Source organism: Pseudomonas benzenivorans, from assembly GCF_024397895.1.
In the GTDB taxonomy this organism is placed as follows: domain Bacteria; phylum Pseudomonadota; class Gammaproteobacteria; order Pseudomonadales; family Pseudomonadaceae; genus Aquipseudomonas; species Aquipseudomonas benzenivorans_A.
Genome location: NZ_CP073346.1, coordinates 2,165,294 through 2,190,393 on the forward strand (window position 1 = coordinate 2,165,294; position 25,100 = coordinate 2,190,393).

A 25,100-nucleotide genomic window follows, 5' to 3' on the forward strand; every position below is an offset into this window, starting at 1 on the left:
CTCTTACAGCGCATCTCGCACCATAAGGGACAGCCGCAAAGCGCTGAACCGAGGCGACCGCGAGCAACCATCCTGCGATGCATCGGCGTGGCTCATGAAGGGTCAGCACAAGCCTTTTTCACCCATCACAGCCCGGCTATTCCGCCCGCAGCGAGGCACGGAACAGTGGAAGAATGCGGAATGGTTCACGTTTTCTCGATCTAAAGACTCGCGTTGTTAGTTTATTATCGCGATGCTACTGGCGCCGAGACTCCAGCAAGCTTGCCCAGCCCATGCAGTATCCAACTGAATACGGGAAACCGACCAGCAGGCCTTTAAGAATGCACACCCCTGTACCGGAACAGCGCTCGCTTCACTCAATGCGCAAACACATCGATCGCATGCTTGCGAGGGGCTGGTCGATCACCGGACGAGACCCGCTTCGACTGGAGTCCGCCGGACGCACCTGCGTGGTTCAACACGGCATGCTGATCAGCGAGCTGAAAGCGGCATAGCTGTCACCCCGTTACCCCGCGATGTTGTTGCAACCTCACCTGCCGGACGCAGCGACCGCAGCCCCCAAGACAGCCCCCACTGCTGGCAAAACAAGCGCCGAGCGATCAAACACCGCGCTGAGGCGAAGCACTAACGGCACACCTCGCTCACTGGGCAGCCCGCACCATCCCATCGGCCTTCTTGCGCTCGCGCGACAGACAGCTGCAGCCAGGCGACACTCGTGACTCATCAGGCCGCAGCCGCCCCGTAAACGGCTTGGCGGTCAGCGAAACGCTATGCTAGCTTGGCGCCACGCCAGGAAGGCCCAACCGCAGCCCGGAGCGCATCCGCACAAGAAGAGGACCCCCCATGGCCGAGGCCACGCCCGCGCTGGAAATCCGCAATCTGCACAAACGCTACGGCGACCTTGAGGTGCTCAAGGGCATCTCCCTCACGGCGCAAGATGGCGACGTGATTTCCATCCTTGGCTCCTCCGGCTCCGGCAAGTCGACCTTCCTGCGCTGCATCAACCTGCTGGAGAACCCCAATCAGGGGCAGATCCTCGTGGCGGGTGAAGAGCTCAAGCTCAAGCCTGGCAAACAGGGGGACCTGGTTGCTGCGGACAGCAAGCAGATCAACCGCCTGCGCAGCGAGCTGGGCTTCGTCTTCCAGAATTTCAACCTGTGGCCGCACATGAGCGTGCTCGACAACATCATCGAGGCGCCGCGCCGGGTACTGGGCCTGAGCAAGGCCGAGGCCACCGAGCGGGCCGAGGCCCTGCTGGCCAAGGTCGGCATCGCCGACAAGCGCCACGTCTACCCGAACCAGCTGTCCGGCGGCCAGCAGCAGCGCGCGGCGATCGCCCGCACCCTGTGCATGGAGCCCAAGGTGATCCTGTTCGACGAGCCGACCTCGGCCCTCGACCCGGAGATGGTCCAGGAAGTGCTCAACGTGATCCGCGCGCTTGCTGAAGAAGGTCGCACTATGCTGCTGGTGACCCACGAGATGAACTTTGCCCGCCAGGTGTCCAGCGAAGTGGTGTTTCTCCACCAGGGCCTGGTCGAAGAACAGGGTCCACCCCAACAGGTGTTCGACAACCCGAAGTCGGCGCGCTGCAAACAGTTCATGTCCAGCAATCACTAAAAATGGAGCTACAACGCATGCAGAAATATAAGAAGATCCTGCTGGCTGCGGCCGCCACCCTGGCCTTCGGCACCAGCGCCGTGGCCGCCGACAAGCTGAAGATCGGCACCGAAGGCGCCTACCCACCGTTCAACCTGATCGACTCCAGCGGCCAGGTGGTCGGCTTCGACGTGGAAATTGCCCAGGCCCTGTGCGCCAAGATGCAGGCTGAGTGCGAAGTGGTCACCTCCGACTGGGACGGCATCATCCCGGCGCTGAACGCCAAGAAATTCGACTTCCTGGTCGCCTCCATGTCGATTACCGAGGAACGCCAGCAGGCGGTGGACTTCACCGAGCCGTACTACACCAACAAGCTGCAGTTCATCGCGCCCAAAGGCAGCGAGTTCAAGACCGACGAAGCCAGCCTCAAGGGCAAGGTGATCGGCGCCCAGCGCGCGACCATCGCCGGCACCTGGCTGGAAGACAACCTCGATGACGTGGTCGACATCAAGCTGTACGACACCCAGGAGAACGCCTACCTGGACCTCTCCTCCGGCCGCCTCGACGGCGTGCTGGCCGACACCTTCGTCAACTGGGAATGGCTCAAGAGCGACGCCGGCAAGGGCTTCGAGTTCAAGGGCGAGCCGGTGTTCGACAACGACAAGATCGGCATCGCCGTGCGCAAGGGTGACCCGCTGCGCGAGAAGCTCAACGCCGCGCTGAAGGAAATCGTTGCCGACGGCACCTACAAGCAGATCAACGACAAGTACTTCCCGTTCAGCATCTACTGAGCAGCCTGCCCTGCGTCGCCCTCCCGGGCGGCGCAGGCCTCTGAGCCCCCATGACCCTAGACCTCTACGGATTCGGCCCGGCCCTGGCCGCCGGCACCCTGATGACCATCAAGCTGGCGCTCAGCGCGCTGTGCCTGGGTCTGGTGCTCGGCCTGCTCGGCGCCATGGCCAAGACCTCGCCGTACAAGCCGCTGCAATGGCTCGGCGGCACTTATTCGACCATCGTGCGCGGCGTCCCCGAGCTGCTCTGGGTACTGCTGATCTATTTCGGCACGGTCAACCTGATGCGCGAGCTGGCCGACCTGCTCGGCATGGAAAGCCTGGAGCTGTCGCCCTTCGCCGCCGGCAGTATCGCCCTCGCCCTGTGTTTCGGCGCCTACGCCACCGAGGTATTCCGCGGTGCCATTCTGGCCATCCCCAAGGGCCATCGCGAAGCCGGCCAGGCCCTCGGCCTGTCCAGGCCGCGAATCTTCTGGCGCCTGATCCTGCCGCAGATGTGGCGCATCGCCCTGCCGGGCCTGGGCAACCTGTTCATGATCCTGATGAAGGACACCGCCCTGGTCTCGGTGATCGGCCTGGAGGAGATCATGCGTCGCTCGCAGATCGCCGTGACCTCGAGCAAGGAACCCTTCACCTTCTTCCTGGTGGCCGCGCTGATCTACCTCGGCCTGACCATCCTCGCCATGATCGGCCTGCACTTCCTCGAGAAGCGTGCCAGCCGTGGCTTTGTCCGGAGCGCCGCATGAACTGGGAAGTCATCATCAAGTGGCTGCCACGCCTGGCCGAAGGGGCCATGCTGACCCTGGAGCTGGTCGCCGTCGCGGTGCTCGCCGGGCTGATCCTGGCCATCCCCATGGGCATCGCCCGCGCCTCCAAGCACTGGTACATGCGCGCCCTGCCCTACGGTTACATCTTCTTCTTCCGCGGCACCCCGCTGCTGGTGCAGCTGTTCCTGGTCTACTACGGCCTGGCGCAGTTCGATGCGGTGCGCGAAGGACCGCTCTGGCCCTACCTGCGCGACGCCTACTGGTGCGCCATCATCACCATGACCCTGCACACCGCCGCCTACATCGCCGAGATCCTCCGTGGCGCGATCCAGGCCGTGCCGTCGGGTGAAGTCGAGGCGGCCCGGGCCCTTGGCATGGCGCGCTGGCAGACCATGCTCTACATCGTCCTGCCGCGGGCCGCGCGCATCGGCCTGCCGGCCTACAGCAACGAAGTGATCCTGATGCTCAAGGCCAGCGCCCTGGCCAGCACCGTGACCCTGCTGGAGCTGACCGGCATGGCCCGCACCATCATCGCCCGCACCTATCTGCCGGTGGAGATCTTCTTCGCCGCCGGTCTGTTCTACCTGGGCATCGCCTTCGTTCTGGTGCGCGGCTTCAAACTGCTGGAACGCTGGCTGCGCGTCGACGCCTGCCAGGGTCGATGAGCCTGTCGCGGCAACTGACCGACATCGACCGAACGCGAGCATGCACAGCCAATTCCTAAGCGGCGACGCCCTGCTCCAGCGCTTCAGAGCGCTGGATTCGCTGCTGGTCGAGCACCAGAGCCTCTGGCGACCACAGCCCTTCACCCAGCACCGGCTGCCCTGGGAAGACCGCCACCGCGAACTCGCTCGCTGGCTACGCGCCCGCAGCCTGGAGCAAGCCGAGGCCGATCATGGCCGCCCCGACCTCATCGATGCTCCCGAGCCTTTCGCCGCAATCGCCAGGCGGGTCCAGGCGCTGACTGAGCTCGGCGAACTGCCACAGCTACCACTGGCGGAGCCGCCCGCGCGCCTCTCGCTCGACGTGCCGGGACGCAAGTGGCAGCAGATTCGGGCCTTCGCCAGCCGCCTGCAGTTTCGCGACGCGCCACAGCACTGGCTCGACTGGTGCGCGGGCAAGGGCCACCTCGGTCGCCTGCTGGCCCGCGAGGGGCAGCCGCTAACCTGTCTGGAGCACGACGCGCAGCTGGTAGCCGACGGCCAACGACTCAGCCAGCGCCTGGGGATCGCTGCCCAGCACCTGCGCCAGGACGTACTGGCGCAGGACGCTGCAGAGCGGCTCAGCGCCGAACACAGCCCGGTCGCCCTGCACGCTTGCGGCGAGCTGCATGTGCGCCTGATGCAGCTGGCCAGCCAGGCCGGCTGCCGTCAACTGGCGATCGCCCCCTGCTGCTACAACCGGATCGCCACCCCCGACTATCAACCGCTATCGGCCCCCGCCCGGGCCTCGAGGCTGCGCCTGTCGCGGGAGGACCTCTCCCTGCCGCTCAAGGAGACCGTCACCGCCGGCGCCCGGGTGCGCCGCCAGCGGGATATGTCCATGGCCCGACGGCTGGCCTTCGACCTGCTGCAACGGCGGCTGCGCGGCGTCGATGAATACCTGCCCACGCCCTCCCTGCCGCCGGCCTGGCTGGACAAGGACCTGGCCGGCTACTGCCGGGACCTGGCCGCCCTCAAGGGCCTGGCCGACCCGGGTCCACTTCACGACTGGGCGGAACTGGAGACTCAGGGCTGGCAGCGCCTGGCGGAAGTCCGCAACCTGGAACTACTGCGCGCCCTGTTTCGCCGCCCCCTGGAGCTGTGGCTATTGCTCGACCGTGCCCTTTACCTACAGAACCAGGGTTTTACCGTACGCCTGGGCACCTTCTGCCCGCGACAGCTCAGCCCGCGCAACCTGCTACTGCTCGCCGAGCGCACAACCACCGAGTTGCCCACACAATCTGTGGATAACTGTGTTGATAGATTCTGAGCAAACAGCTGCGGAGCCCTGCTTATCCAGCCGCATGGCTGCTGACTGTTTTTTAAGCAGAGCATAAAAGCCAATAAAAACATGACCTTGAGAAAATCCGTGAGAAAGCCCACAGTTTTTACCGATAACCAGGGTGGCAGCCTGCCAGTTGTGCATAAGGCCCCGCCGGCTGATAGCCAAACCCGCGCCAAACTGCGCCGGAACGGCTTTACTCGCACGAACGAATGGATATAATGGCGGCCCTTCAGTGCCGGTATAGCTCAGCTGGTAGAGCAACTGACTTGTAATCAGTAGGTCCCGGGTTCGACTCCTGGTGCCGGCACCATACAAACAAAAGGCTCGCAGCGATGCGGGCCTTTGTTGTTTCTGCGATTGAGGGAAATGGCCACCCTCGTACCATTTCGCCCCATGCAACGCTTGCAGCCGCTGCGCTCAGCCGACAAGCTAGGCGGTACACTCGCAGCCTGAACAATGAGGCCAATCTCTATGCGCATTCTGGTCACCGGCGGTGCCGGCTTTATCGGCTCGGCACTGATCCGTCACCTGCTGAACGAAACCGAGCACCAGGTGCTCAACCTGGACAAGCTGACCTACGCCGGCAACCTCGAATCCCTGGCAACCGTCGCCGCTAGTCCCCGCTACCAGTTCGTCCAGGCCGACATCGGCGACCAGCCCAAGGTGGCCGAGATACTCGCCGAGTTCCAACCGGATGCGCTGATGCACCTGGCCGCCGAGTCCCACGTCGACCGCTCCATCGACGGCCCCGCCGCGTTCATCCAGACCAACATCGTCGGCACCTACAGCCTGCTGGAAGCGACCCGCGGCTATTGGTCCGCGCTGCCGGACGGGCGCAAGCAGGCGTTTCGCTTTCACCACATCTCCACCGACGAGGTCTACGGCGACCTCCATGGTGTCGATGACCTGTTCACCGAAACCACGCCCTACGCCCCCAGCTCCCCCTATTCGGCGAGCAAGGCGGCCTCCGACCACCTGGTGCGCGCCTGGCAACGGACCTACGGGCTGCCGGTGCTGCTGACCAACTGCTCGAACAACTACGGCCCCTACCACTTCCCGGAAAAGCTGATCCCCCTGGTGATTCTCAACGCCCTGGATGGCAAGCCGCTGCCGGTCTATGGCAACGGCCAGCAGGTGCGCGACTGGCTGTACGTCGAGGACCACGCCCGCGCCCTGCTCAAGGTGGTGACCGCGGGCCAGGTCGGCGAGACCTACAATATCGGCGGCCACAACGAGCAGAAGAACCTGCACGTGGTGGAAAGCATCTGCGCGCTGCTGGATGAACTGGCGCCGCGCCAAGCAGGCGGCTCCTACCGCGAGCAGATCAGCTTCGTCGCCGACCGCCCCGGCCACGACCAGCGCTATGCCATCGACGCCAGCAAGATCGAACGCGAACTGGGCTGGAAGCCCGAGGAAACCTTCGCCAGCGGCCTGCGCAAGACCGTGCGCTGGTACCTGGACAACCTCGACTGGTGCCGCCGCGTGCAGGACGGCAGCTATCAACGCGAGCGCCTCGGCGCCCTGTAAGGAGCAGTATCCATGAAAGGCATCATCCTGGCGGGCGGCTCCGGTACCCGCCTGCACCCGATCACCCTGGGCGTGTCCAAGCAGCTGCTGCCGATCTACGACAAGCCGATGATCTACTACCCGATCTCCGTGCTGATGCTCGCCGGCATCCGCGACATCCTGATCATCTCCACCCCCCACGACCTGCCCCAGTTCGAGAAGATGCTCGGCGACGGCAGCCAGTTCGGCGTGCGTCTCTGCTATGCCGAACAGCCGTCGCCGGATGGCCTGGCCCAGGCGTTCCTGATTGGCGAGTCGTTTATCGGCGACGACTCGGTGTGCCTGATCCTCGGCGACAACATCTTCCACGGCCAGCACTTTGGCGAACAGCTGCAACGCGCGGCGAGCCTTGCGAGCGGCGCCACCGTCTTCGGCTACTGGGTCAGCGACCCGGAGCGCTTCGGCGTGGTCGAATTCGACGCCCAGGGGCGCGCCGTGTCCATCGAGGAAAAACCGGCCAAGCCGAAGTCCAGCTACGCGGTCACTGGCCTGTATTTCTACGACAACGACGTGGTGGAGATCGCCAAGGCGGTGAAACCTTCAGCCCGCGGCGAGCTGGAGATCACCGACATCAACAACACCTACCTCAAGCGCGGCGACCTGCGCGTCGAGCGTTTCGGCCGTGGCTTCGCCTGGCTCGATACCGGCACCCACGACAGCCTGCTGGAAGCCTCGCAATATGTGCAGACCATCGAGCACCGCCAGGGCCTGAAAGTCGCCTGCCTGGAGGAGGTGGCCTTCCAGAACGGCTGGATCGATCGTGACCAGTTGCTCAGCCAGGCGCAAGCCTTCGGCAAGACCGGCTACGGCCAGTACCTGTTCAAGCTGGCGGAGGAGCACGCGTGAACATCATTCAGACCGACCTGCCAGGCGTGCTGATCCTCGAACCCAAGGTGTTCGGCGATGAGCGCGGCTTTTTCTACGAAAGCTTCAACGCCCGCGCCTTCGCCGAGGCCATAGGCATGGACCGGGAATTCGTCCAGGACAACCATTCGCGCTCGCAGCGCGGCGTGCTGCGCGGCCTGCACTACCAGGTGCAGCAGGCCCAGGGCAAGCTGGTGCGGGTCACCGCCGGCGAGGTCTACGACGTGGCGGTGGACATTCGCCGCGCCTCGCCGACCTTCGGCCGCTGGATCGGCGTGCAGCTGTCCGCCGAGAACAAGCGCCAGCTCTGGGTGCCGGAAGGCTACGCCCATGGTTTCCTGGTGCTCAGCGAGTTCGCCGAGTTCCTCTACAAGACCACCGACTACTACGCCCCGGCCCATGAGCGCTGCATCCGCTGGGACGACCCGAGCCTGGCCATCGACTGGCCGCTCGCCGCAGCGCCGCAGCTGTCGGCCAAGGACCAGGCCGGCCTCAGCCTGGGCGAAGCGGAGCTGTTCCCATGAAAATCCTGTTGCTCGGTCAGCACGGCCAGGTCAGCCAGGAGCTGCAGCTGTGTCTTGCTGGGCAGGCAGAGTTGGTCGTGCGCGGGCGCGACCAGCTCGACCTCGGCCAGCCGGAGCAGATTCGCCAGCTGGTCCGCGCCCTGCGCCCCGAGCTGATCATCAATGCCGCGGCCCACACCGCGGTCGACCAGGCCGAAAGCGAGCCCGAGCTGGCCTTCGCGATCAACGCCATGGCGCCCGAGGTCCTGGCGCAGGAGGCGGCTGCCCTGGACGTGCCGCTGATCCACTATTCCACCGACTACGTGTTCGACGGCGACAAGCCGACGCCCTACATCGAGGCCGACGAGCCCAACCCGCTGGGCGTCTACGGGCGCAGCAAGCTGGCCGGCGAACAGGCGATCCAGGCGGTCGGCGGCGCGCACCTGATCCTGCGCACCAGCTGGGTCTATTCGCTGCACGGGCGCAATTTCCTGCTGACCATGCAACGCCTGCTGCAGGAGCGTGACGCGCTCAAGGTCGTGGCCGACCAGATCGGCGCGCCCACCTGGGCCGGCAGCATCGCCGCCGCCACCGCCGAGCTGATCGGCCATTGGCGCTCCGGCCAGGCCGGCCCCTGGGGCACCTACCACCTGACCGGGCAGGGCGAGACCTCCTGGTTCGGCTTCGCCAGCGCCATCGCCGAGCAGCTGCGCACCCAAGGCAAAGCCACCGCCCAACTCGAGGCCATCCCCAGCAGCGCCTACCCGACCCCGGCGCAACGCCCGCTCAACTCGCGCCTGGACTGCTCGCGCCTGCAACGGGATTGGCATATCCAGCTGCCCGACTGGCACGACGCCTTGCTGGAATGCCTGGCCAACCCGCGCTAAGGGCTTGATGCCCGCCGTCAGGCCGCGGCGGCCATGAGCGGCCATAGCTGCCCGGGCCTGTTCGCCGGTTGAAGCGGCAAACGCCAGGCAGTGCGCCGGGCAGCAAGAGCAGCCGCTACCCGCGCGCCAGCCATCGGCTGGGCCTCGACAACATCCCCCAGCTGTCGCTGCCTGGTCCGACAATTGCTTTATGCTCAGTTCCGGGGCGCCGCGCCCCTTACTATGCTCAGCATTACCGCGATCGAGTCATCCGCCCATGCCCTCCACCGCATTACCCCGCCGCCCGCGCTGGCGCAGCCTGGCCCTGCTGGCGATAGCCCTGGCCTCCCTGCTCTGGCCCCTGCAGCAACTGGCCGAGCGCTACTACCGTGACGCCCTGGACCGGCAGAGCGGCCAGACCCTCGACCTCTATGTCGCCAACCTGCTCGGCACCCTGCGCCGCTATGAGGTGTTGCCACCGATCCTCAGTCAGCTGCCGGCCTTGCGCCAGCTGCTGCAGCAACGCGACGACGGCGGCCTGCGTGACCAGGCCAACCGCCTGCTCGGCGGCCTGCAACAACAGACCGGCGCCGACGTGATCTACCTGATGGCGCCCGACGGCCAGACCCTGGCGGCCTCCAACTGGGATCAGGCCGACAGCTTCGTCACGCGCAACTTTTCCTATCGCCCCTACTTCCTGGAAGCCATGCAAGGCCGCGCCGGGCGCTTCTTCGGCCTCGGCACCACCTCGCGCAAGCGTGGCTACTTCTTCGCCGCGCCGGTGCGCGAGGGCCTGCGGATCATCGGCGTACTGGTGGTCAAGGTCGACCTGGACCACAGCGAAACCCTGTGGGGCAGTCGCCCCGAGCAATTGCTGGTAACCGACAGCCATGGCGTGGTGATCCTCACCTCCCACCCCGACTGGCGCTTCCACGCCACCCGCAAGCTGGACAAGGCCGAGCGGGCGACCATCGCCGACACCCAGCCCTACCTGATTCAGTCGCCGCCACCGCTGCGCCTCGATGATCAGGCCTGGCTTCGCCAGGCGCGCGATCTGGAGGACATCGGCTGGACCGCCAGCATCCTGGTCCCGCGCAGCCTGCTCGACCGTCCCGTGCGCTCGGCCGTCGCCATCGGTGGCGCCGCGCTGCTGGTGCTGATCCTGCTGCTAGGGCTGCTGATGCAGCGGCGCCGCCACTACCTCGAGCGCATCGCCCTGGACGCCCGGGCGCGCCAGTTGCTGGAACAGCGCGTACAGGAGCGCACCCAGGACCTGGAGCGGCTCAACAGCCGCCTGAAACAGGAGGTGCTGGAGCGCGAACAGGCCCAGCAGGAGCTGGTGCGGGCCCAGGACGAAGTGGTCCAGGCCGGCAAGCTCTCGGCCCTCGGCACCATGAGCGCGAGCATCAGCCACGAACTCAACCAGCCCCTGGCGGCGATTCGCAGCTACGCCGACAACGCCGGCGTGCTGCTCGACCACCAGCGCGCCGAGGACGCCCGCGACAACTTGCGCCTGATCAGCCAGCTGACCGAGCGCATGGCCTCGATCATCGCCCACCTGCGCGCCTTCGCCCGCCGCGATCGTCACGCCCCGGAGAGCGTCGCCCTGCAGCCGGCCATCGACGACGCCCTGGCCCTGCTGGCCAAGCGCCGCCAGGCCCAGCAGGTCGAACTGATCCGCGACCTGCCGGACGCCACCCTGTGGGTCCAGGCCGGCGAGACCCGCCTGCGCCAGGTGCTCGGCAACCTGCTGGCCAACGCCCTCGACGCGCTGGCCGAAATGCCGCCGCCGCGGCGCCTCTGGCTCAGTGCCGAACGCAGCGGCGACGGCATCGAATTGCAGCTGCGCGACAACGGCCCGGGGTTTTCCGCCGAGGCCCTGCAACGCGCCCGCGAGCCGTTCTTCACCACCAAGACCAGCGCCCAGGGCCTGGGCCTCGGCCTGGCGATCTGCGACACCCTGATGCGCGCCCTGGGGGGCGAGCTGCTGCTGGCCAACCACCCCGCCGGTGGCGCCCTGTTGACCCTGCGCCTGCGCGCCGCCGAGCACGGCGTGAACATTCAGCCGCCCGAGGACTTTGCCCCATGACCCTGCCCTTCGACGCCCGCACCCAGGTCCTGCTGATCGACGATGACCCCCACCTGCGCGGGGCCCTGAGCCAGACCCTCGACCTGGCCGGGCTGAAGGTCGCCAGCCTGGGCGACGCCCGGGGCGCAGCCGCACGCATCGAGCGCGACTGGCCTGGCGTGGTGGTCAGCGATATCCGCATGCCGGGGATCGACGGCCTGCAACTGCTCGAACAGCTGCATCAGCAGGACCCGGAGCTGCCGGTGCTGCTGATCACCGGTCACGGCGACGTGCCCCTGGCCGTGCAGGCGATGCGCGCCGGCGCCTATGACTTCCTGGAAAAACCCTTCGCCAGCGACGAGCTGCTCGACAGCGTGCGCCGCGCCCTGGCCCTGCGCCGCCTGGTGCTGGACAACCGCAGCCTGCGCCTGGCCCTGAGCGACCGCCACGAGCTGTCCGCGCGCCTGGTCGGCCAGTCCCCCGCGATGCAGCGCCTGCGCGAGCAGATCGGCGCCCTCGCCGGGATCGCCGCCGACGTGCTGATCCTCGGCGAAACCGGGGCCGGCAAGGAGGTGGTGGCGCGCGCCCTGCACGACCTGTCCAGCCGCCGCGGCGGGCCCTTCGTGGCGATCAACGCCGGCGCCCTGGCCGAGTCGGTGGTGGAAAGCGAGCTGTTCGGCCACGAGCCGGGCGCCTTTACCGGCGCGCAAAAGCGCCGCATCGGCAAGTTCGAGTTCGCCAACGGCGGCACCCTGTTCCTCGACGAGATCGAGAGCATGAGCCTCGAGGTGCAGGTCAAGCTGCTGCGCCTGCTGCAGGAGCGGGTGGTCGAGCGACTCGGCGGCAACCAGCTGATCCCCCTGGACATCCGGGTGATCGCCGCGACCAAGGAAGACCTGCGCCAGGCCGCCGATCAGGGGCGCTTTCGCGCCGACCTGTACTACCGGCTGAACGTCGCACCGCTGCGCATCCCGCCACTGCGTGAGCGTGGCGACGACATCCTGCTGCTGTTCCAGCACTTCACCGAGGCCGCCAGCCAGCGCCACGGCCTGAGCCCCCGCGAGCTGCAGTCCGCACAGCGCGCGCAGCTGCTGCGCCACCCCTGGCCGGGCAACGTGCGTGAGCTGCAGAACGCCGCCGAGCGCTTCGCCCTGGGTCTGGACCTTGGTCTGGAGCTGGAGCCCCACGGTCAAGCGCTCGAAACGGCCGCCGGCGGCACCCTCGGCGAGCAGGTGGAAGCCTTCGAGCGGGCGCTGATCGCCGCCGAACTGGGCCGCGACCATGGCTCGCTGCGCAGCGTCGCCGAGGCCCTCGGCGTGCCGCGCAAGACCCTGCACGACAAACTGCGCAAACACGGCCTGAGCTTCGCCGAGGCTGGCGGAAGCTCGCCAGACGCGCCGGAGTAGCTGGCGGATATCCGCCACACCTGCGCCCACAGCCGGCGCCGGCATTCAGCGCCAAAGCCACCACGGCGGTCATATCCCCCCTCTAGCGCCGGCTGTAGCGGCCTGCGCTCGGCCCATCGCGCGCCCGAGCGCAACCCTGGCATGGCGGTTGCTCTAGTCACTCCAGGCGATCCCACAGATTCCAGTCCGGGCCGGTTCGGCCCTGCGTCCGTCACTTTTCGACAGGCCGCCTAGACTTGAAGCTGTTCGCCCGTTTCCGGCGCTGCGGCGCTCAACGCGATAAGCACAACAAGAGGAAGCACTCACATGTTCAAACTGACTGCCAAGGCGCTGGCGTGCGCCCTGTCCCTGACCATCGCCGGTCTGGCCCAGGCGGCCGACCCGATCGTCATCAAGTTCTCCCACGTAGTCGCCGAAAACACCCCGAAAGGCCAGGGCGCCTTGATGTTCAAGAAGCTCGCCGAGGAGCGCCTGGGCGACAAGGTGCGGGTCGAGGTCTACCCGAACTCCTCTCTGTTCGGCGACGGCAAGGAAATGGAGGCGCTGCTGCTCGGTGACGTGCAGATGATTGCCCCCTCCCTGGCCAAGTTCGAGCAGTACACCAAGCAGCTGCAGGTGTTCGACCTGCCGTTCCTGTTCAACGACATCGCCGCGGTCGACCGTTTCCAGCAGAGCGCAGAAGGTCAGGCGCTGCTCAAGTCCATGGAAAGCAAGAACATCACCGGCCTCGGCTACTGGCACAACGGCATGAAGCAGCTGTCGGCCAACAAGGCCCTGCGTGAGCCCAAGGACGCCCGCGGCCTGAAGTTCCGCGTGCAGGCCAGCGCCGTGCTCGATGAGCAGTTCAAGGCCGTGCGCGCCAACCCGCGCAAGATGAGCTTCGCCGAGGTCTACCAGGGCCTGCAGACCGGCGTGGTCAACGGTGCCGAGAACCCCTACTCGAACATCTACAGCCAGAAGATGCACGAGGTGCAGAAGTTCATCACCGAGTCCGACCACGGCGTACTGGACTACATGCTGATCACCAACACCCAGTTCTGGGAAGGCCTGCCGGCCGACGTGCGCGGCGAGCTGGAGAAGATCAACGTCGAGGTGACCGCCGAGGTGAACAAGCAGGCCGACGCGCTGAATCAGGAGGCCAAAGAGGCCATCATCGCCGCCGGCACCAGCGAGATCATCCAGCTGACCCCCGAGCAGCGTGGCCAGTGGCGCGACGCCATGAAGCCGGTGTGGGGCATGTTCGAAGCCGAGATCGGCGCCGACCTGATCAAGGCCGCCGACTCCGCCAACCAGCAGTAAGGCCGTCTGGCGCCCGGGCGGTTTCGCCCCGGGTGCCCCAAGGGCGCTGCCTCTGGTAGCGCCCGGCATCACCCGGTGGGTCAGCGCCCACGCCTGGCCCGCCCCATGTGTTATCCACCTGTTCACCGGGAGACTCGAACGATGAACGCCTTGCGGCGCGTCTGGGACCACTTCGAGGAAGGCTTTATCGCCTTCCTGCTGGGGACCATGACGCTAGTGACATTCGTCTATGTGATCCTCAATAACCTCTACACGGTGTTCTACAGCCTTGGCGACAACTGGCCGGCGGCCAGCGACCTGTTCTTCGCCATCGGTGACAGCGTGATCGAGATGGCCCAGGCCATGACCTGGAGCATCGCCCTGACCAAGGCCCTGTTCGCCTGGCTGATCTTCTTCGGCCTGGCCTATGGCGTGCGTACCGCCGGGCACATCGGCGTCGACGCCCTGGTCAAGCTGGCCAAGAAGCCCACCCAGCGCATCATCGGCCTGATCGCCTGCCTGTGCTGCCTGGGCTATGCCGGGTTGATCAGCGTGGCCAGCTTCGACTGGGTGCGTACCCTGCTGACCGCCGGTATCGGTGCCGAGGACCTCGGCCACTACGGCATCAAGCAATGGCATATCACCCTGATCGTGCCCTTCGGCTACGCCATGGTGTTCATCCGTTTCCTGGAAATCTTCGTGCGCATCCTGCGTAACCAGCAGACCGGCCTGGGCCTGGCCGACGAGGCCGCCGAGGCGATGAAACTGACCGAGCACGACGACGCATCGAAGAAGGACCCCAAGCCATGACCATTCTGTTCCTCTTCGTCCTGCTGTTCCTGCTGATGTTCATCGGCGTGCCGATCGCCGTGTCCCTGGGCCTGGCCGGCTCCATGACCATCATGCTGTTCAGCCCGGACTCGGTGCGCTCGCTGGCGATCAAGCTGTTCGAGACCTCCGAGCACTACACCCTGCTGGCCATCCCGTTCTTCCTGCTGTCCGGCGCCTTCATGACCACCGGCGGCGTGGCCAAGCGCCTGATCGACTTCGCCAACGCCTGCGTCGGCCATATCCGTGGCGGTCTGGCGATTTCCGCGGTGCTCGCCTGCATGCTGTTCGCCGCCCTGTCCGGCTCCAGCCCGGCCACCGTGGCCGCGGTCGGTTCCATCGCCATCGCCGGCATGGTCCGCTCCGGCTACCCCCAGGCGTTCGGCGCCGGCATCGTCTGCAACGCCGGCACCCTGGGCATCCTCATCCCGCCGTCGATCGTCATGGTGGTCTATGCCGCGGCCACCGAGCAGTCGGTGGGCAAGCTGTTCATGGCCGGGGTGATGCCCGGGCTGCTGCTCGGCCTGGCGCTGATGACGGCGATCTACATCGTCGCGCGCAAGATGAACCTGCCGGCCATGCCGCGGGCCAGCTTCCGCGAGCTGGTCGCCACCGGGCGCAAGGCGATCTGGGGCCTGCTGCTGATGGTGATCATCCTCGGCGGTATCTACACCGGCATGTTCACCCCGACCGAGGCTGCGGCGGTGGCGGCGGTCTACGCCGGCTTCGTGGCGCTGTTCGTGTACAAGGACATGACCATCCGCGAGTGCCCCAAGGTGCTGCTGGAGTCCGGCAAGCTGTCGATCATGCTGATGTTCATCATCGCCAACGCCATGCTGTTCGCCCATGTCCTGACCACCGAGCAGATCCCCCAGCAGATCACCGCCTGGGTGGTGGAGATGGGCCTGCAGCCCTGGCAGTTCCTGATGGTGGTGAACATCGTGCTGCTGATCGCCGGCGCCTTCATGGAGCCCTCGGCGATCATCCTGATCCTCGCGCCGATCCTCTTCCCGATTGCCGTGCAGCTGGGCATCGACCCGATCCACCTGGGCATCATCATGGTGGTGAACATGGAGATCGGCCTGATCACCCCGCCGGTGGGCCTGAACCTGTTCGTCACCTCGGCGGTGACCGGCATGCCCCTGACCTCGGTGATCCGCGCGGCCTGGCCGTGGCTGATGCTGCTGCTGAGCTTCCTGCTGGTGATCACCTACATCCCGGCGGTGTCCCTGGCCCTGCCGAACTGGCTGGGCATGAGCTAAACGCCCCTGCTTCGGGACCTCCCGTACCCATTGTGCCCGGTCCCAGCGCCGGGCTTTTTTATGCCTGGGACCCAGTCGAGGGCGCCGTACGGCTCGGCTCAGCGCCGGGCCGCAACCTCGCGCGCCAACCCTCAGGCGGCAGTCTGTCCGGCCGCCAGGGCCTTGGCCTGCTCGCGCAGCAGGAATTTCTGCACCTTGCCGGTGGAGGTCTTCGGCAGACTGGTGAAGACCACGCAACCCGGCGCCTTGAAGCGCGCCATGCGCGCCTGGCAGAACGCGATCACCGCCTCGGCGCTGAGCGTCGCCCCCGGCTTGAGGGTGACGAAGGCGCAGGGCGTCTCGCCCCATTTCTCGCTGGGCATGGCCACGACCGCGGCCTCGAGTATCTGCGGATGGCGGTAGAGCACGTCTTCCACCTCGATCGAGGAGATGTTCTCGCCGCCGGAGATGATGATGTCCTTGGAGCGGTCCTTGATCTCCACATAGCCGTCCGGATGCCAGACCGCCAGGTCGCCGGAATGGAACCAGCCGCCGGCGAAGGCCTCGGCGGTGGCCTTGGGGTTCTTCAGGTAGCCCTTCATCACCACGTTGCCGCGCATGAAGATCTCGCCGATGCTCTGGCCGTCCTTGGGCACCGGCTGCAGGGTGTCCGGGTCGGCCACCATCAGCCCGTCGAGCAGCGGCGCCCGCACGCCCTGGCGCGACTTGAGGCGTGCACGCTGCTCCGGGCTCTCGCCGTCCCACTCCGCCTTCCACTCGCAGGCCACGCTGGGGCCGTAGGTCTCGGTCAGGCCGTAGACGTGGGTGACGCGAAAATCCAGGGCCTCCATGGCCTCGATCACCGCCGCCGGCGGCGCCGCCCCGGCGGTCAGCACCTTGACCGGGCGGGTCTTCAGCGCCTTGAGCTCGTCCGCCGCATTGGCCAGCATGTTCAGCACGATGGGCGCGCCGCAGAAATGGTCGACGCCGTGTTCGGCCAGCAACGGGTAGATCGCCTCGGCGCGCACCTGCCGCAGGCACACGCTGGTGCCGACGTAGGCGGCCAGGGCCCAAGGAAAGCACCAGCCGTTGCAGTGGAACATCGGCAGGGTCCAGAGGTACACCGGGAACCGCTGCATGTCCCAGCACAGTGCATTGGACAGCGCGTTGAGGTGGGCGCCGCGGTGGTGGTAGACCACCCCCTTGGGATTGCCGGTGGTGCCGGATGTGTAGTTCAGGGCGATGGCCTGCCACTCGTCGGCCGGCAGCTGCCAGGCATAGTCCCCATCGCCCTCGGCCAGCAGCGCCTCGTAGTCCAGCTCGCCGAGCAGCAGGCCGGCGTCGTATTCGGGGTCGTCGATGCCGATGATCAGGGGCGGGCTGCTCAGCTGGGCGACGGCGCGCTGCGCCAGCTCGCCGAACTCCTTGTCAACCAGCAGCACCCTGGCCTCGCCATGCTGCAGGATGAAGGCGACGGCCTCGGCGTCCAGACGCGTATTGACGGCATTGAGCACCGCGCCGCACATCGGCACGCCGAAGTGCGCCTCGAACAGCGCCGGACCATTGGGTGCCAGCAGCGCAACCGTATCGCCCAGGCCGATGCCGCGCCCGGCCAGCGCCGAGGCCAGGCGGATGCAGCGGCTGTAGGTGTCGCCCCAGGACTGGCGCAGGCGACCGTTGATCAGTGCCAGGCGCTGCGGGTAGACACTGGCCGCACGCTCGATAAAGCTCAAGGGGCTGAGCGCCTGGAAGTTCGCCGCGTCGCGCGGCATGCCGTTTTCGTAAGGGTTGACGCTGTTCATTGTTGTTCTCCAGCTCAATCTTAGGCGCCATTAACCCTAGCAGTCGTAGGGCCTTATCCAAGCCCTACCTTGGTCGAAGCCGTGACTCACAGGTCATGAACCACGTCAGCATAGGCATCCGAACAGCCGAGCCGGCGCTCGCCCTTGCGGCCCATCCGCGGGCTAGAGGGGCTCCCGTTCCGCACGACAGGCCTGCATCGCCCCACCTGCGCCTGTCCTGACGAATTCATTTGAAGGAGTTTTCCACGTGATATCTCGCCTACCCGTGATCGTTGGCTTTGGTGGTTACAACGCTGCCGGGCGCAGCTCCTTTCACCACGGCTTCCGCCGCACGGTGCTGGAATCCATGGACACCCAGGCGCGTCAGGAAACCCTCGCCGGCCTGGCGGTGATGATGAAGCTGCTGCGCGTGGTCGACGGCGCCTACCAGGATCAGGACGGCACGGCGCTGAGCCTGGCCGAGATCGACGCACGCTTCGCCGAGCAGATCCTCGCCGCGACCCTGGTGCGGCGCATCGAGAAGAGCTACCTGGACGTCGACGCCGCCCACTGGCAGAAGAGCATCACCCTCAGCGAAACGCCGGGCAGCCAGCTGAGCTTCATCGCCAGCCGCAAGCAGCTCCCCGAGCCGCTGCCGGCCAACTGGACGGTCGAGGCGCTCAACGCCGCCGAGGTGCGGGTCACCCTGCACGACAACTGCGAATTCAAGGTCGACAGCTACCGGGCCCTGCCGGTGAAGTCCGCCGGCCAGTTGCCCAGCGGCTTCGAGCCGGCCGAGCTGTACAACTCGCGCTTCCACCCGCGCGGCCTGAGCATGGCCATCGTCGGGGTGACCGACGCCCTGCGCTCCATCGGCCTGCCCTGGCAGTCGATCGTCGACCGCGTGGCGCCGGACGAGATCGCGGTGTTCGCCAGCTGCATCATGAGCCAGCTCGACGAGAACGGCTTCGGCGGCCTGATGCAGTCGCGCCTCAAGGGCGGCCGGGTCACCGCCAAGCAGCTGGCCCTGGGCCTCAACACCATGCCGGCGGACTTCATCAACGCCTACGTGCTCGGCAGCGTCGGCACCACCGGCGCCGTCACCGGTGCCTGCGCCACCTTCCTCTACAACCTGCAGAAAGGCATCGAGCAGATCGCCTCGGGCAAGGCGCGGGTGGTCATCGTCGGCAGCAGCGAGGCGCCGATCAACCAGGAATGCATCGAGGGCTACGGCGCCATGGGCGCCCTGGCCACCGAGGACGGCCTGCGCCAGATCGAGGGCAAGGACCAGGTGGACTTCCGCCGCGCCAGCCGCCCGTTCGGCGAGAACTGCGGCTTCACCCTGGCCGAAGCCTGCCAGTTCGTGGTGCTGATGGACGACGAACTGGCCCTGGAGCTGGGTGCCGACATCCACGGCGCGGTGCCGGACGTGTTCATCAACGCCGACGGCTTCAAGAAATCGATCTCCGCTCCCGGTCCGGGCAACTACCTGACCATGGCCAAGGCCGTGGCCAGCGCCGTGCAGCTGCTCGGCAGCGACGCGGTGCGCCAGCGCAGCTTCATCCACGCCCACGGCTCCAGCACCCCGGCCAACCGGGTCACCGAGTCGGAACTGCTGGACCGCATCGCCGCCGCCTTCGCCATCGAGCAATGGCCGATCACCGCGGCCAAGGCCTTCGTCGGCCACTCCCTGGCCACCGCCAGTGGCGACCAACTGATCGCCGCCCTGGGCAGCTTCAAGTACGGAGTAATTCCGGGGATCAAGACCATCGACGGCGTCGCCGACGACGTGCACCAGCAGCACCTGAGCATCGCCACCGAGGACCGCCGGGTCGGCGAACAGGCGCTGGACGTGTGCTTCATCAACTCCAAGGGCTTCGGCGGCAACAACGCCAGCGGCGTGGTGCTGGCGCCCCACGTGGTCGAGCGCATGCTGCGCAAGCGCCACGGCGAGGCGGCCTTCGCCGACTACTGCACACGCCGCGAGCAGACCCGCGCCGCCGCCCTGCAGTACGACCAGCAGGCGCTGCTGGGGCAACTGGAGATCATCTACAACTTCGGCAATGACCTGATCGACGACACGGCCATCGAACTGGGCGACACCCAGGTCAAGGTGCCTGGCTTCGCCCAGCCCCTGGTGTTCAAGCAGGACGACCGCTACCGCGACATGCTCGACTGATGGCCCCGGGGTGCCATTCTCGCGAGTACTAGGCCGCTAAAGCTTGTTGCCGAGCCTAGCGGCCGTGGTCCCGCTGCTGCCGACGCCAGGCGCCCGGCGTTTGGCCAAAGCGTTTGCTGAACTGGCGAATAAAGTGGGTCACATCCTGCCAGCCCACCAACTCAGCTACCTGGGCGACCGTGGCACTGCTATGCAGCAGATGGGTACAGGCCTGGTGCAGGCGGTTACTGGTGATCCATTGGCCCACACTCGCACCGGTGGCGAGCTTGACCCTATGGGTGACATAGGCCGGACTCTTGTGCACCACCGCCGCCACCTCCGCCAGGCTCAGGGGTCGGCAGCAATGCAGCTGGATATAGTCCAGCACGTTGCCTACCAGCGCATCGCGGGTCAGCGCGACCGGCATCATGGCGCTGCCCACTTCGGCCAGAATCAGGTTGAGCAGACTCTTCGCGAGCTCAGGGTTGGCCGGGCCGGCAGCCGCACTCAGACGCTTGAGCTCGGCGAAATACTGCGCCAGCAGCGCGCGCCTGGCGGGGTCGATGCTGACCGCAGGTGAGGCGCCCAGGCGCACCTGGCGAAAGGGCAACATGGGCCCCTGGTTCTCGTGCAACCCAAGGCAGCCGGGGCAAAAACCCACCCACCAGATCTGCAGGCCATGGCCCGACAACAGTTGATGGGGCACCCCTGCGGGCACCAGCACCACACTGCCCGCCGTCACCGTCAAGGTTTCGCCATGGCTCATCTGCAACTGCCCCTCGACGATAAAGGACAGCACGTACTCGACGTGATGGGCCTCCCGCTCGGTGCTCAGCTGCTCGATATGGAAGTGTTCGACCTGCAGCGGGGCGATTGAGTGCATCCGCAGTCTCCTGAACGTGCGGGCCAGTATAGCGACGCATGATCGAAAGATAAGCCGATTCTTCCCGCGTATTGCCCCTGCCTGGCGCTGCCCCGCCTCTCTAATCTGGCGACATTAGCAACCACCGAGGAACGCCCGATGTCATCACCCACCAAGCCAAACGAGCCCTGGGATGAGTCCACCGCCAACTGGTATGCCACCCATTACGGTGACTGGCCCACCACCTGCATGCCGATTCAGGCCGAAACCTGGCGGCCGGACGAGGCCCTGGTCGATATCGGCTGTGGCACCGGCAGCAGTTTGCGCCACTTGACCGCGCTCTGCCCTCAGGGCCGTTTGGTGGGTATAGAGCCTTCGCCCGCCATGCTGGCCATCGCCCAGCAACAGACTCAGCAGCTCGGCCTCGGCGCACGCATCGAGTTCTACTGTGCGGCGGCCGAAGCCCTGCCACTGGCCGATGCCAGCATGGACAGCGTCCTGGCCTTCAGCAGTTTCCATCACTGGCAGGACGCCGCCCTTGGTTTGCGCGAGGTGCTGCGGGTGCTTAAGCCAAACGGCCGCCTGCTGCTCAGCGAAGAACCGGAGATCCTCAGGCTTCACGGCATCATCCTGGAGAGCCTGCAACAGCAGCTGCAGGCGGCAGGCTTTAGCCCGCCGACGCAGAGGCTGCTGACCCAGGACGCTGCCGCTTGCCATCTTATAGTCGCCCGCAAACCCGCACTGGGGGTACTCGATAAGCCGCAGCCCCCAGGCCATGAGTCGGCACCAGCGCCGCACACGCAGGAGGCCCGATGAATATCACCCTGGCCCTGATGGGGCTGTCCCTCTACCTGCTGCTCTGGGAAAAGCTGCCGGCCTGGGGCACCTGGTTCAACAGACTTATCGCCCACCTGCCCAGACCGCTGGCCTATCTCTATGAGGCGTGGCGCTGCCCTTACTGTTTCGGATTCTGGATAGCGCTGGCGCTGCACGTCCTGACCGGAATCCAGACCATTCCAGCCCTGCATAACGCGCCACAAGCCCTAGGCATCGGCGGCGATGTGCTGTTCTGGTTTCTCGATGCCCTGGCGAGCGCCACCCTGATCATGCTCGGCAAGCTCGGCCTCAGCGCCCTTGCTGTCCCGGCGATTAAAGGCCATCAGCTGACTCAGGAGTTCAAGAAAGCACGGTCTGTCCAGGCAGCGGCCGAGCAATAAGCGGGACACGAAAACGACCTGGCGCTTGCTCACTCGTCAGCGCGCGGCCGCTAAGCCAGGGCTCGCGCCAGCTGGATCAGCTCGGCCCGCCACTCGGCCGCCGCCGGCAGGGCGAGGAAGGACGGGTTGAGCAGGGACTCGCGGGCCTCGTAGGTCAAGGCCTCGCCCTTGAGGGTCAGCACCTCGCCGCCGGCGCCTTCCAGCACGCCCTGGGCGGCGGCGGTGTCCCACTGCGAGGTCGGCGCCAGGCGCGGGTAGCAGTCGGCCAGGCCTTCGGCCAGCTGGCAGAACTTCAGCGAACTGCCGACACTGGTCAGCTGCAGGTCGCCGAAGCGCTCGCTCAGCCCCTCCAGCAGGCGCTCCTGGGCCGGACTGGAATGGCGGCGGCTGGCCACCAGGGTGAAGGCCTCGGCCGGCGCCAGGCGCACGCTGATCGCCTGTTCCGCGCCATCGGCCTCGGCACGCCACGCGCCCAACCCGGCGCCGCCGTAGTAGCAACGGCCATTGGCCGGGATGCCGACCACGCCGAACACCACACGGCCGTGCTCGATCAGGGCGAGGTTGACGGTGAACTCCTCCGAACCGGCGATGAACTCCTTGGTGCCGTCCAGCGGATCGACCAGCCACCAGCGGCTCCAGCCGGCGCGCTCGCTCAGGGGAATGTTCGCCGCCTCCTCGGACAGCACCGGGATGCTCGCGTCCAGCGCCCGCAGGCCATCGGCCAGCAAATGGTGGGCGGCCATGTCGGCGGCCGTCACCGGCGAGGCGTCGGCCTTTTCGGTGACCGTCACGCCAGCGCGCCAATGGGGCAGGATGACCGTGCCGGCGGCACGCACCAGCTGGATCACTGCGGGAATCAGGGGATGGTTCACAGGACGAAATCTCCACGGTGGCTAAGCAGGTCGCGCGCCAGGTAGAGGGCGGCCAGGGCACGCCCCTCGCTGAATTGGGGGTGCTGCATCAGGCTCGACAGCTCGCGCAGGTTGACCCGGTCCACCCGCATCGGCTCCGGCTCGTCGCCCGGCAGGCGCTCCTCATAGAGGTCGCGGGCCAGCACCACCTGGATCTTCTGGCTCATGTAGCCGGGCGACAGGCTCAGCTCGGTGAGGTGCTCGAGCTGGCGGGCGCCGAAGCCGGCTTCTTCCTTGAGCTCGCGGTTCGCCGCCGCCAGCACGTCCTCGCCCGGCTCGATCAGGCCCTTGGGCAACGACAGCTCGTACTCGTCGGTACCGCCGCAGTACTCCTCGACCAGCAGCGCGTGCTCGGCGTCCACCATCGCCACCACCATCACCGCGCCGTAACCGACGCCCTTGCCGACCAGCCGCTCGTAGGTGCGCTCCACGCCGTTGGCGAAACGCAGCTGCAGTTCCTCGACGCGAAACAGGCGACTGCTGGCGACGATCTCGCGGGCGAGTACGGTGGGCTTCTGGCGCATGATGCGGCTCCTTGGCATGACCGGGCGGGTTATCATACCCCGGCTTTTCCGATTAGCCCCGGCGGAGATTGCGCGATAGACGACGGCTGCCGACCGAATCGCGACAGACTCCGCACCAGACGCCGAAGACCCCGCCATGCCGCCGTTACCCTGGAGCGAGATCGACACCGTCCTGCTGGATATGGACGGCACCCTGCTCGACCTGCACTTCGACAACCATTTCTGGCTCGAGCACCTGCCCCGGCGCTATGCCGAGCACCACGGCATCAGCCGCGCCCTGGCCGACGCCGAACTGCTGCCGCTGTTCCGCGAGCATGCCGGCCAGCTGACCTGGTACTGCACCGACTTCTGGACCCGCGAGCTCGCGCTTCCGATCCGCGAACTCAAGCGCGAAGTGGCCGACCTTATCGCCCTGCGGCCGGACGCCGACACCTTCCTCAAAGCCCTGCGCGCCGCCGGCAAGCAGGTGGTGATGATCACCAACGCCCACCGCGACTCGCTGTCGCTCAAGCTCGAACGCATCGAGCTGGCGCCCTACTTCGAGCGCCTGATCAGCTCCCACGACTATGGCTTTCCCAAGGAGAACCAGCAGTTCTGGCATGCCCTGCAGCAGGACCTGAGCTTCGATACGGCGCGCAGCCTGTTCATCGACGACAGCCTGCCGGTGCTGCGCAGCGCCCGCGAATTCGGCGTCGGCCACCTGCTGGCGGTGCGCCAGCCGGACAGCCGCCAGGGGCCGAAGGACACCGAGGAATTCGCCGCGGTGGAGGATTACCGCGCGCTGCTGCCCTGAGCCGGTCCGGACCAAAAGCGACCCGGGACTGCCCAGCCTCGGCACAGGGGTGCGCAGCATTAGACGCCGGCGCCCCAGGGGCTTAGGCTAGGCCCATCACCCTTTTCGGAACGCTCGAACATGGCGCGCGCTGCAACCACCCCAGCCTCAGGCGACGGCCCTCCGCAGGACGCTTACGCCTTCGTCGAACTGGACGCCGCCGCCCAGGCGGGCGAGGCCGTGCTGGCCGAGGAGTGCGCCCTGGCGATCAGCTACAACGGCATCAGCCATGCGGTGATGATGGTCTCGCCCTCGGCGGTGGAGGATTTCGTCGCCGGCTTCAGCCTGAGCGGCGCCCTGGTCGACGGCCTCGACGACATCTACGACATCCAGGTCAAGCGCGCCGGTGCCGCCCTGAGCGCCGAGGTGCAGATCAGCAGCCGCGCCTTCTGGGCCCTCAAGCAGCAGCGGCGCAACCTGGCCGGCACCAGCGGCTGCGGCCTGTGCGGCGTCGAGGCACTGGAACAGGCACTGCCGCAGCTGGACGTGCTGGCGGGCAGCCCACTGCCGCCGGCCGACCACCTGCAGGGCCTGCGCGATCGCATCGGCACCTACCAGCGCCTGGCCCGGCAGAGCGGCGCCCTGCATGCCGCGGCCTTCATCGACGGCAGCGGCGAGATCCGCCTGTGCCGCGAGGACATCGGCCGCCACAACGCCCTGGACAAGCTGATCGGCGCCCTGCTGCACGAACGCCTCGACCCGCGCCAGGGCTTCGCCCTAGTCACCAGCCGCTGCAGCCTGGAGCTGATCCACAAGGCGGTGCGGGCGAAGATCGGCACCTTGGTCAGCCTCTCGGCACCGACCAGCCTCACCGTGCAATGGGCACGCCGCCACCACCTCAACCTGATCCACCTGCCGCACCACAGCGCCCCGCGGGTTTACAGCCCGGCGCCGGCTTGAGCAGCGCCCCCACCTGACTCGGCACCAACGCCACGCGCCCAAGGCACGAGATGCCGGCTACGTGTCAATGAGTCGATTATGCGCAGCGCTGCTCATTTGCCCGCTAGCAAGATTCTCATCCGCGCCTTAGGCTTCGCCGCGTCACTTATCCACGG

23 protein-coding genes and 1 tRNA gene are annotated in these 25,100 nt (G+C 66.8%); 20 read left to right on the forward strand and 4 right to left on the reverse strand.

The features are described 5' to 3' along the window. The first annotated feature begins 843 nt into the window (after positions 1–843). The 15 genes from KDW96_RS10140 (at position 844) to dctM (ending at position 15,781) form a co-directional block, all read left to right on the forward strand. On the forward strand, positions 844–1,617 hold the full coding sequence (locus tag KDW96_RS10140; RefSeq protein WP_255840283.1) for an ABC transporter ATP-binding protein: 774 nt from the start codon (positions 844–846) through the stop codon (positions 1,615–1,617). Between the two features lie 17 nt (positions 1,618–1,634). Further along, complete coding sequence (locus KDW96_RS10145) at positions 1,635–2,387, forward strand: ABC transporter substrate-binding protein (protein WP_255840284.1); 753 nt, start codon at positions 1,635–1,637, stop codon at positions 2,385–2,387. Between the two features lie 50 nt (positions 2,388–2,437). Then, positions 2,438–3,133: an ABC transporter permease gene (locus KDW96_RS10150; protein ID WP_255840285.1), complete on the forward strand. Its 696-nt coding sequence runs from the start codon at positions 2,438–2,440 to the stop codon at positions 3,131–3,133. After that, positions 3,130–3,819, forward strand: a complete 690-nt coding sequence (locus tag KDW96_RS10155; protein WP_255840286.1) for an ABC transporter permease — start codon at positions 3,130–3,132, stop codon at positions 3,817–3,819. The genes KDW96_RS10150 and KDW96_RS10155 overlap by 4 nt, the downstream gene beginning before the upstream one ends. 40 nt (positions 3,820–3,859) lie before the next feature. Next, on the forward strand, positions 3,860–5,125 hold the full coding sequence (locus tag KDW96_RS10160; protein ID WP_255840287.1) for a methyltransferase: 1,266 nt from the start codon (positions 3,860–3,862) through the stop codon (positions 5,123–5,125). Between the two features lie 249 nt (positions 5,126–5,374). Beyond that, positions 5,375–5,450: transfer RNA gene (locus tag KDW96_RS10165), tRNA-Thr, on the forward strand. A 161-nt stretch (positions 5,451–5,611) separates the two neighbouring features. After that, positions 5,612–6,667 carry a dTDP-glucose 4,6-dehydratase gene (gene rfbB / locus KDW96_RS10170; protein ID WP_255840288.1) on the forward strand — a complete coding sequence of 352 codons (1,056 nt, stop codon included), beginning with the start codon at positions 5,612–5,614 and terminating at the stop codon, positions 6,665–6,667. 12 nt (positions 6,668–6,679) lie between these two features. Then, positions 6,680–7,552, forward strand: coding sequence for a glucose-1-phosphate thymidylyltransferase RfbA (gene rfbA / locus KDW96_RS10175; RefSeq protein ID WP_255840289.1), 873 nt, complete (start codon positions 6,680–6,682; stop codon positions 7,550–7,552). Beyond that, the gene (rfbC, locus tag KDW96_RS10180; RefSeq protein WP_255840290.1) at positions 7,549–8,094 is read left to right on the forward strand and encodes a dTDP-4-dehydrorhamnose 3,5-epimerase; all 546 of its coding nucleotides are present in this window, start codon (positions 7,549–7,551) and stop codon (positions 8,092–8,094) included. The genes rfbA and rfbC overlap by 4 nt, the downstream gene beginning before the upstream one ends. Continuing rightward, on the forward strand, positions 8,091–8,960 hold the full coding sequence (rfbD, locus tag KDW96_RS10185; protein WP_255840291.1) for a dTDP-4-dehydrorhamnose reductase: 870 nt from the start codon (positions 8,091–8,093) through the stop codon (positions 8,958–8,960). The genes rfbC and rfbD overlap by 4 nt, the downstream gene beginning before the upstream one ends. 256 nt (positions 8,961–9,216) lie before the next feature. After that, positions 9,217–11,028, forward strand: a complete 1,812-nt coding sequence (locus KDW96_RS10190) for a sensor histidine kinase (protein ID WP_255840292.1) — start codon at positions 9,217–9,219, stop codon at positions 11,026–11,028. After that, entirely contained in the window at positions 11,025–12,413 is a 1,389-nt protein-coding gene (locus tag KDW96_RS10195) for a sigma-54-dependent transcriptional regulator (protein ID WP_255840293.1), read from the forward strand. Before KDW96_RS10190 ends, KDW96_RS10195 begins: the two co-directional genes overlap by 4 nt. 306 nt (positions 12,414–12,719) lie before the next feature. Next, positions 12,720–13,712 carry a C4-dicarboxylate TRAP substrate-binding protein DctP gene (gene dctP, locus KDW96_RS10200; protein WP_255840294.1) on the forward strand — a complete coding sequence of 331 codons (993 nt, stop codon included), beginning with the start codon at positions 12,720–12,722 and terminating at the stop codon, positions 13,710–13,712. A 141-nt stretch (positions 13,713–13,853) separates the two neighbouring features. Further along, positions 13,854–14,501 carry a TRAP transporter small permease gene (locus KDW96_RS10205; protein WP_255840295.1) on the forward strand — a complete coding sequence of 216 codons (648 nt, stop codon included), beginning with the start codon at positions 13,854–13,856 and terminating at the stop codon, positions 14,499–14,501. Then, positions 14,498–15,781, forward strand: coding sequence for a C4-dicarboxylate TRAP transporter large permease protein DctM (dctM, locus tag KDW96_RS10210; RefSeq protein WP_255840296.1), 1,284 nt, complete (start codon positions 14,498–14,500; stop codon positions 15,779–15,781). Before KDW96_RS10205 ends, dctM begins: the two co-directional genes overlap by 4 nt. A gap of 131 nt (positions 15,782–15,912) precedes the next feature. Here dctM and KDW96_RS10215 read toward each other — a convergent pair whose 3' ends face one another. Then, on the reverse strand, positions 15,913–17,562 hold the full coding sequence (locus KDW96_RS10215) for an acyl-CoA synthetase (RefSeq protein WP_255840297.1): 1,650 nt from the start codon (positions 17,560–17,562) through the stop codon (positions 15,913–15,915). A gap of 250 nt (positions 17,563–17,812) precedes the next feature. Between KDW96_RS10215 and KDW96_RS10220 the strand changes: the two genes are divergently transcribed. Beyond that, a complete protein-coding gene (locus KDW96_RS10220) occupies positions 17,813–19,720 on the forward strand; it encodes a beta-ketoacyl synthase (protein ID WP_255840508.1) in 1,908 nt (635 codons plus the stop codon). 55 nt (positions 19,721–19,775) lie between these two features. On the opposite strand, the gene KDW96_RS10225 is transcribed toward KDW96_RS10220, so the two are convergent. Next, a complete protein-coding gene (locus KDW96_RS10225) occupies positions 19,776–20,582 on the reverse strand; it encodes a helix-turn-helix domain-containing protein (RefSeq protein WP_255840298.1) in 807 nt (268 codons plus the stop codon). Between the two features lie 138 nt (positions 20,583–20,720). On the opposite strand from KDW96_RS10225, the gene KDW96_RS10230 reads away from it, so the two are divergent. Together KDW96_RS10230 and KDW96_RS10235 are read left to right on the forward strand one after the other, a co-directional pair. After that, entirely contained in the window at positions 20,721–21,377 is a 657-nt protein-coding gene (locus KDW96_RS10230; RefSeq protein ID WP_255840299.1) for a class I SAM-dependent methyltransferase, read from the forward strand. Next, positions 21,374–21,778 carry a hypothetical protein gene (locus KDW96_RS10235; protein ID WP_255840300.1) on the forward strand — a complete coding sequence of 135 codons (405 nt, stop codon included), beginning with the start codon at positions 21,374–21,376 and terminating at the stop codon, positions 21,776–21,778. Before KDW96_RS10230 ends, KDW96_RS10235 begins: the two co-directional genes overlap by 4 nt. 50 nt (positions 21,779–21,828) lie before the next feature. On the opposite strand, the gene cysQ is transcribed toward KDW96_RS10235, so the two are convergent. Beyond that, positions 21,829–22,650 carry a 3'(2'),5'-bisphosphate nucleotidase CysQ gene (cysQ, locus tag KDW96_RS10240; RefSeq protein WP_255840301.1) on the reverse strand — a complete coding sequence of 274 codons (822 nt, stop codon included), beginning with the start codon at positions 22,648–22,650 and terminating at the stop codon, positions 21,829–21,831. Continuing rightward, positions 22,647–23,213, reverse strand: a complete 567-nt coding sequence (gene nudE, locus KDW96_RS10245) for an ADP compounds hydrolase NudE (protein WP_255840302.1) — start codon at positions 23,211–23,213, stop codon at positions 22,647–22,649. Before nudE ends, cysQ begins: the two co-directional genes overlap by 4 nt. A 136-nt stretch (positions 23,214–23,349) precedes the next feature. Here nudE and yrfG point away from each other — a divergent pair, with 136 nt between their 5' ends. After that, positions 23,350–24,006, forward strand: coding sequence for a GMP/IMP nucleotidase (gene yrfG, locus KDW96_RS10250; RefSeq protein ID WP_255840303.1), 657 nt, complete (start codon positions 23,350–23,352; stop codon positions 24,004–24,006). 120 nt (positions 24,007–24,126) lie between these two features. Then, on the forward strand, positions 24,127–24,945 hold the full coding sequence (fdhD, locus tag KDW96_RS10255; protein ID WP_255840304.1) for a formate dehydrogenase accessory sulfurtransferase FdhD: 819 nt from the start codon (positions 24,127–24,129) through the stop codon (positions 24,943–24,945). Positions 24,946–25,100: the final 155 nt, after the last annotated feature.

Coding starts and splice junctions, on each gene's coding strand:
- KDW96_RS10140 (WP_255840283.1), top strand. CDS start 844: ATGGCCGAGGCCACGCCCGCGCTGGAAATCCGCAATCTGCACAAACGC.
- KDW96_RS10145 (WP_255840284.1), top strand. CDS start 1,635: ATGCAGAAATATAAGAAGATCCTGCTGGCTGCGGCCGCCACCCTGGCC.
- KDW96_RS10150 (WP_255840285.1), top strand. CDS start 2,438: ATGACCCTAGACCTCTACGGATTCGGCCCGGCCCTGGCCGCCGGCACC.
- KDW96_RS10155 (WP_255840286.1), top strand. CDS start 3,130: ATGAACTGGGAAGTCATCATCAAGTGGCTGCCACGCCTGGCCGAAGGG.
- KDW96_RS10160 (WP_255840287.1), top strand. CDS start 3,860: ATGCACAGCCAATTCCTAAGCGGCGACGCCCTGCTCCAGCGCTTCAGA.
- rfbB (WP_255840288.1), top strand. CDS start 5,612: ATGCGCATTCTGGTCACCGGCGGTGCCGGCTTTATCGGCTCGGCACTG.
- rfbA (WP_255840289.1), top strand. CDS start 6,680: ATGAAAGGCATCATCCTGGCGGGCGGCTCCGGTACCCGCCTGCACCCG.
- rfbD (WP_255840291.1), top strand. CDS start 8,091: ATGAAAATCCTGTTGCTCGGTCAGCACGGCCAGGTCAGCCAGGAGCTG.
- KDW96_RS10190 (WP_255840292.1), top strand. CDS start 9,217: ATGCCCTCCACCGCATTACCCCGCCGCCCGCGCTGGCGCAGCCTGGCC.
- KDW96_RS10195 (WP_255840293.1), top strand. CDS start 11,025: ATGACCCTGCCCTTCGACGCCCGCACCCAGGTCCTGCTGATCGACGAT.
- dctP (WP_255840294.1), top strand. CDS start 12,720: ATGTTCAAACTGACTGCCAAGGCGCTGGCGTGCGCCCTGTCCCTGACC.
- KDW96_RS10205 (WP_255840295.1), top strand. CDS start 13,854: ATGAACGCCTTGCGGCGCGTCTGGGACCACTTCGAGGAAGGCTTTATC.
- dctM (WP_255840296.1), top strand. CDS start 14,498: ATGACCATTCTGTTCCTCTTCGTCCTGCTGTTCCTGCTGATGTTCATC.
- KDW96_RS10215 (WP_255840297.1), bottom strand. CDS start 17,562: ATGAACAGCGTCAACCCTTACGAAAACGGCATGCCGCGCGACGCGGCG.
- KDW96_RS10225 (WP_255840298.1), bottom strand. CDS start 20,582: ATGCACTCAATCGCCCCGCTGCAGGTCGAACACTTCCATATCGAGCAG.
- KDW96_RS10230 (WP_255840299.1), top strand. CDS start 20,721: ATGTCATCACCCACCAAGCCAAACGAGCCCTGGGATGAGTCCACCGCC.
- KDW96_RS10235 (WP_255840300.1), top strand. CDS start 21,374: ATGAATATCACCCTGGCCCTGATGGGGCTGTCCCTCTACCTGCTGCTC.
- nudE (WP_255840302.1), bottom strand. CDS start 23,213: ATGCGCCAGAAGCCCACCGTACTCGCCCGCGAGATCGTCGCCAGCAGT.
- yrfG (WP_255840303.1), top strand. CDS start 23,350: ATGCCGCCGTTACCCTGGAGCGAGATCGACACCGTCCTGCTGGATATG.
- fdhD (WP_255840304.1), top strand. CDS start 24,127: ATGGCGCGCGCTGCAACCACCCCAGCCTCAGGCGACGGCCCTCCGCAG.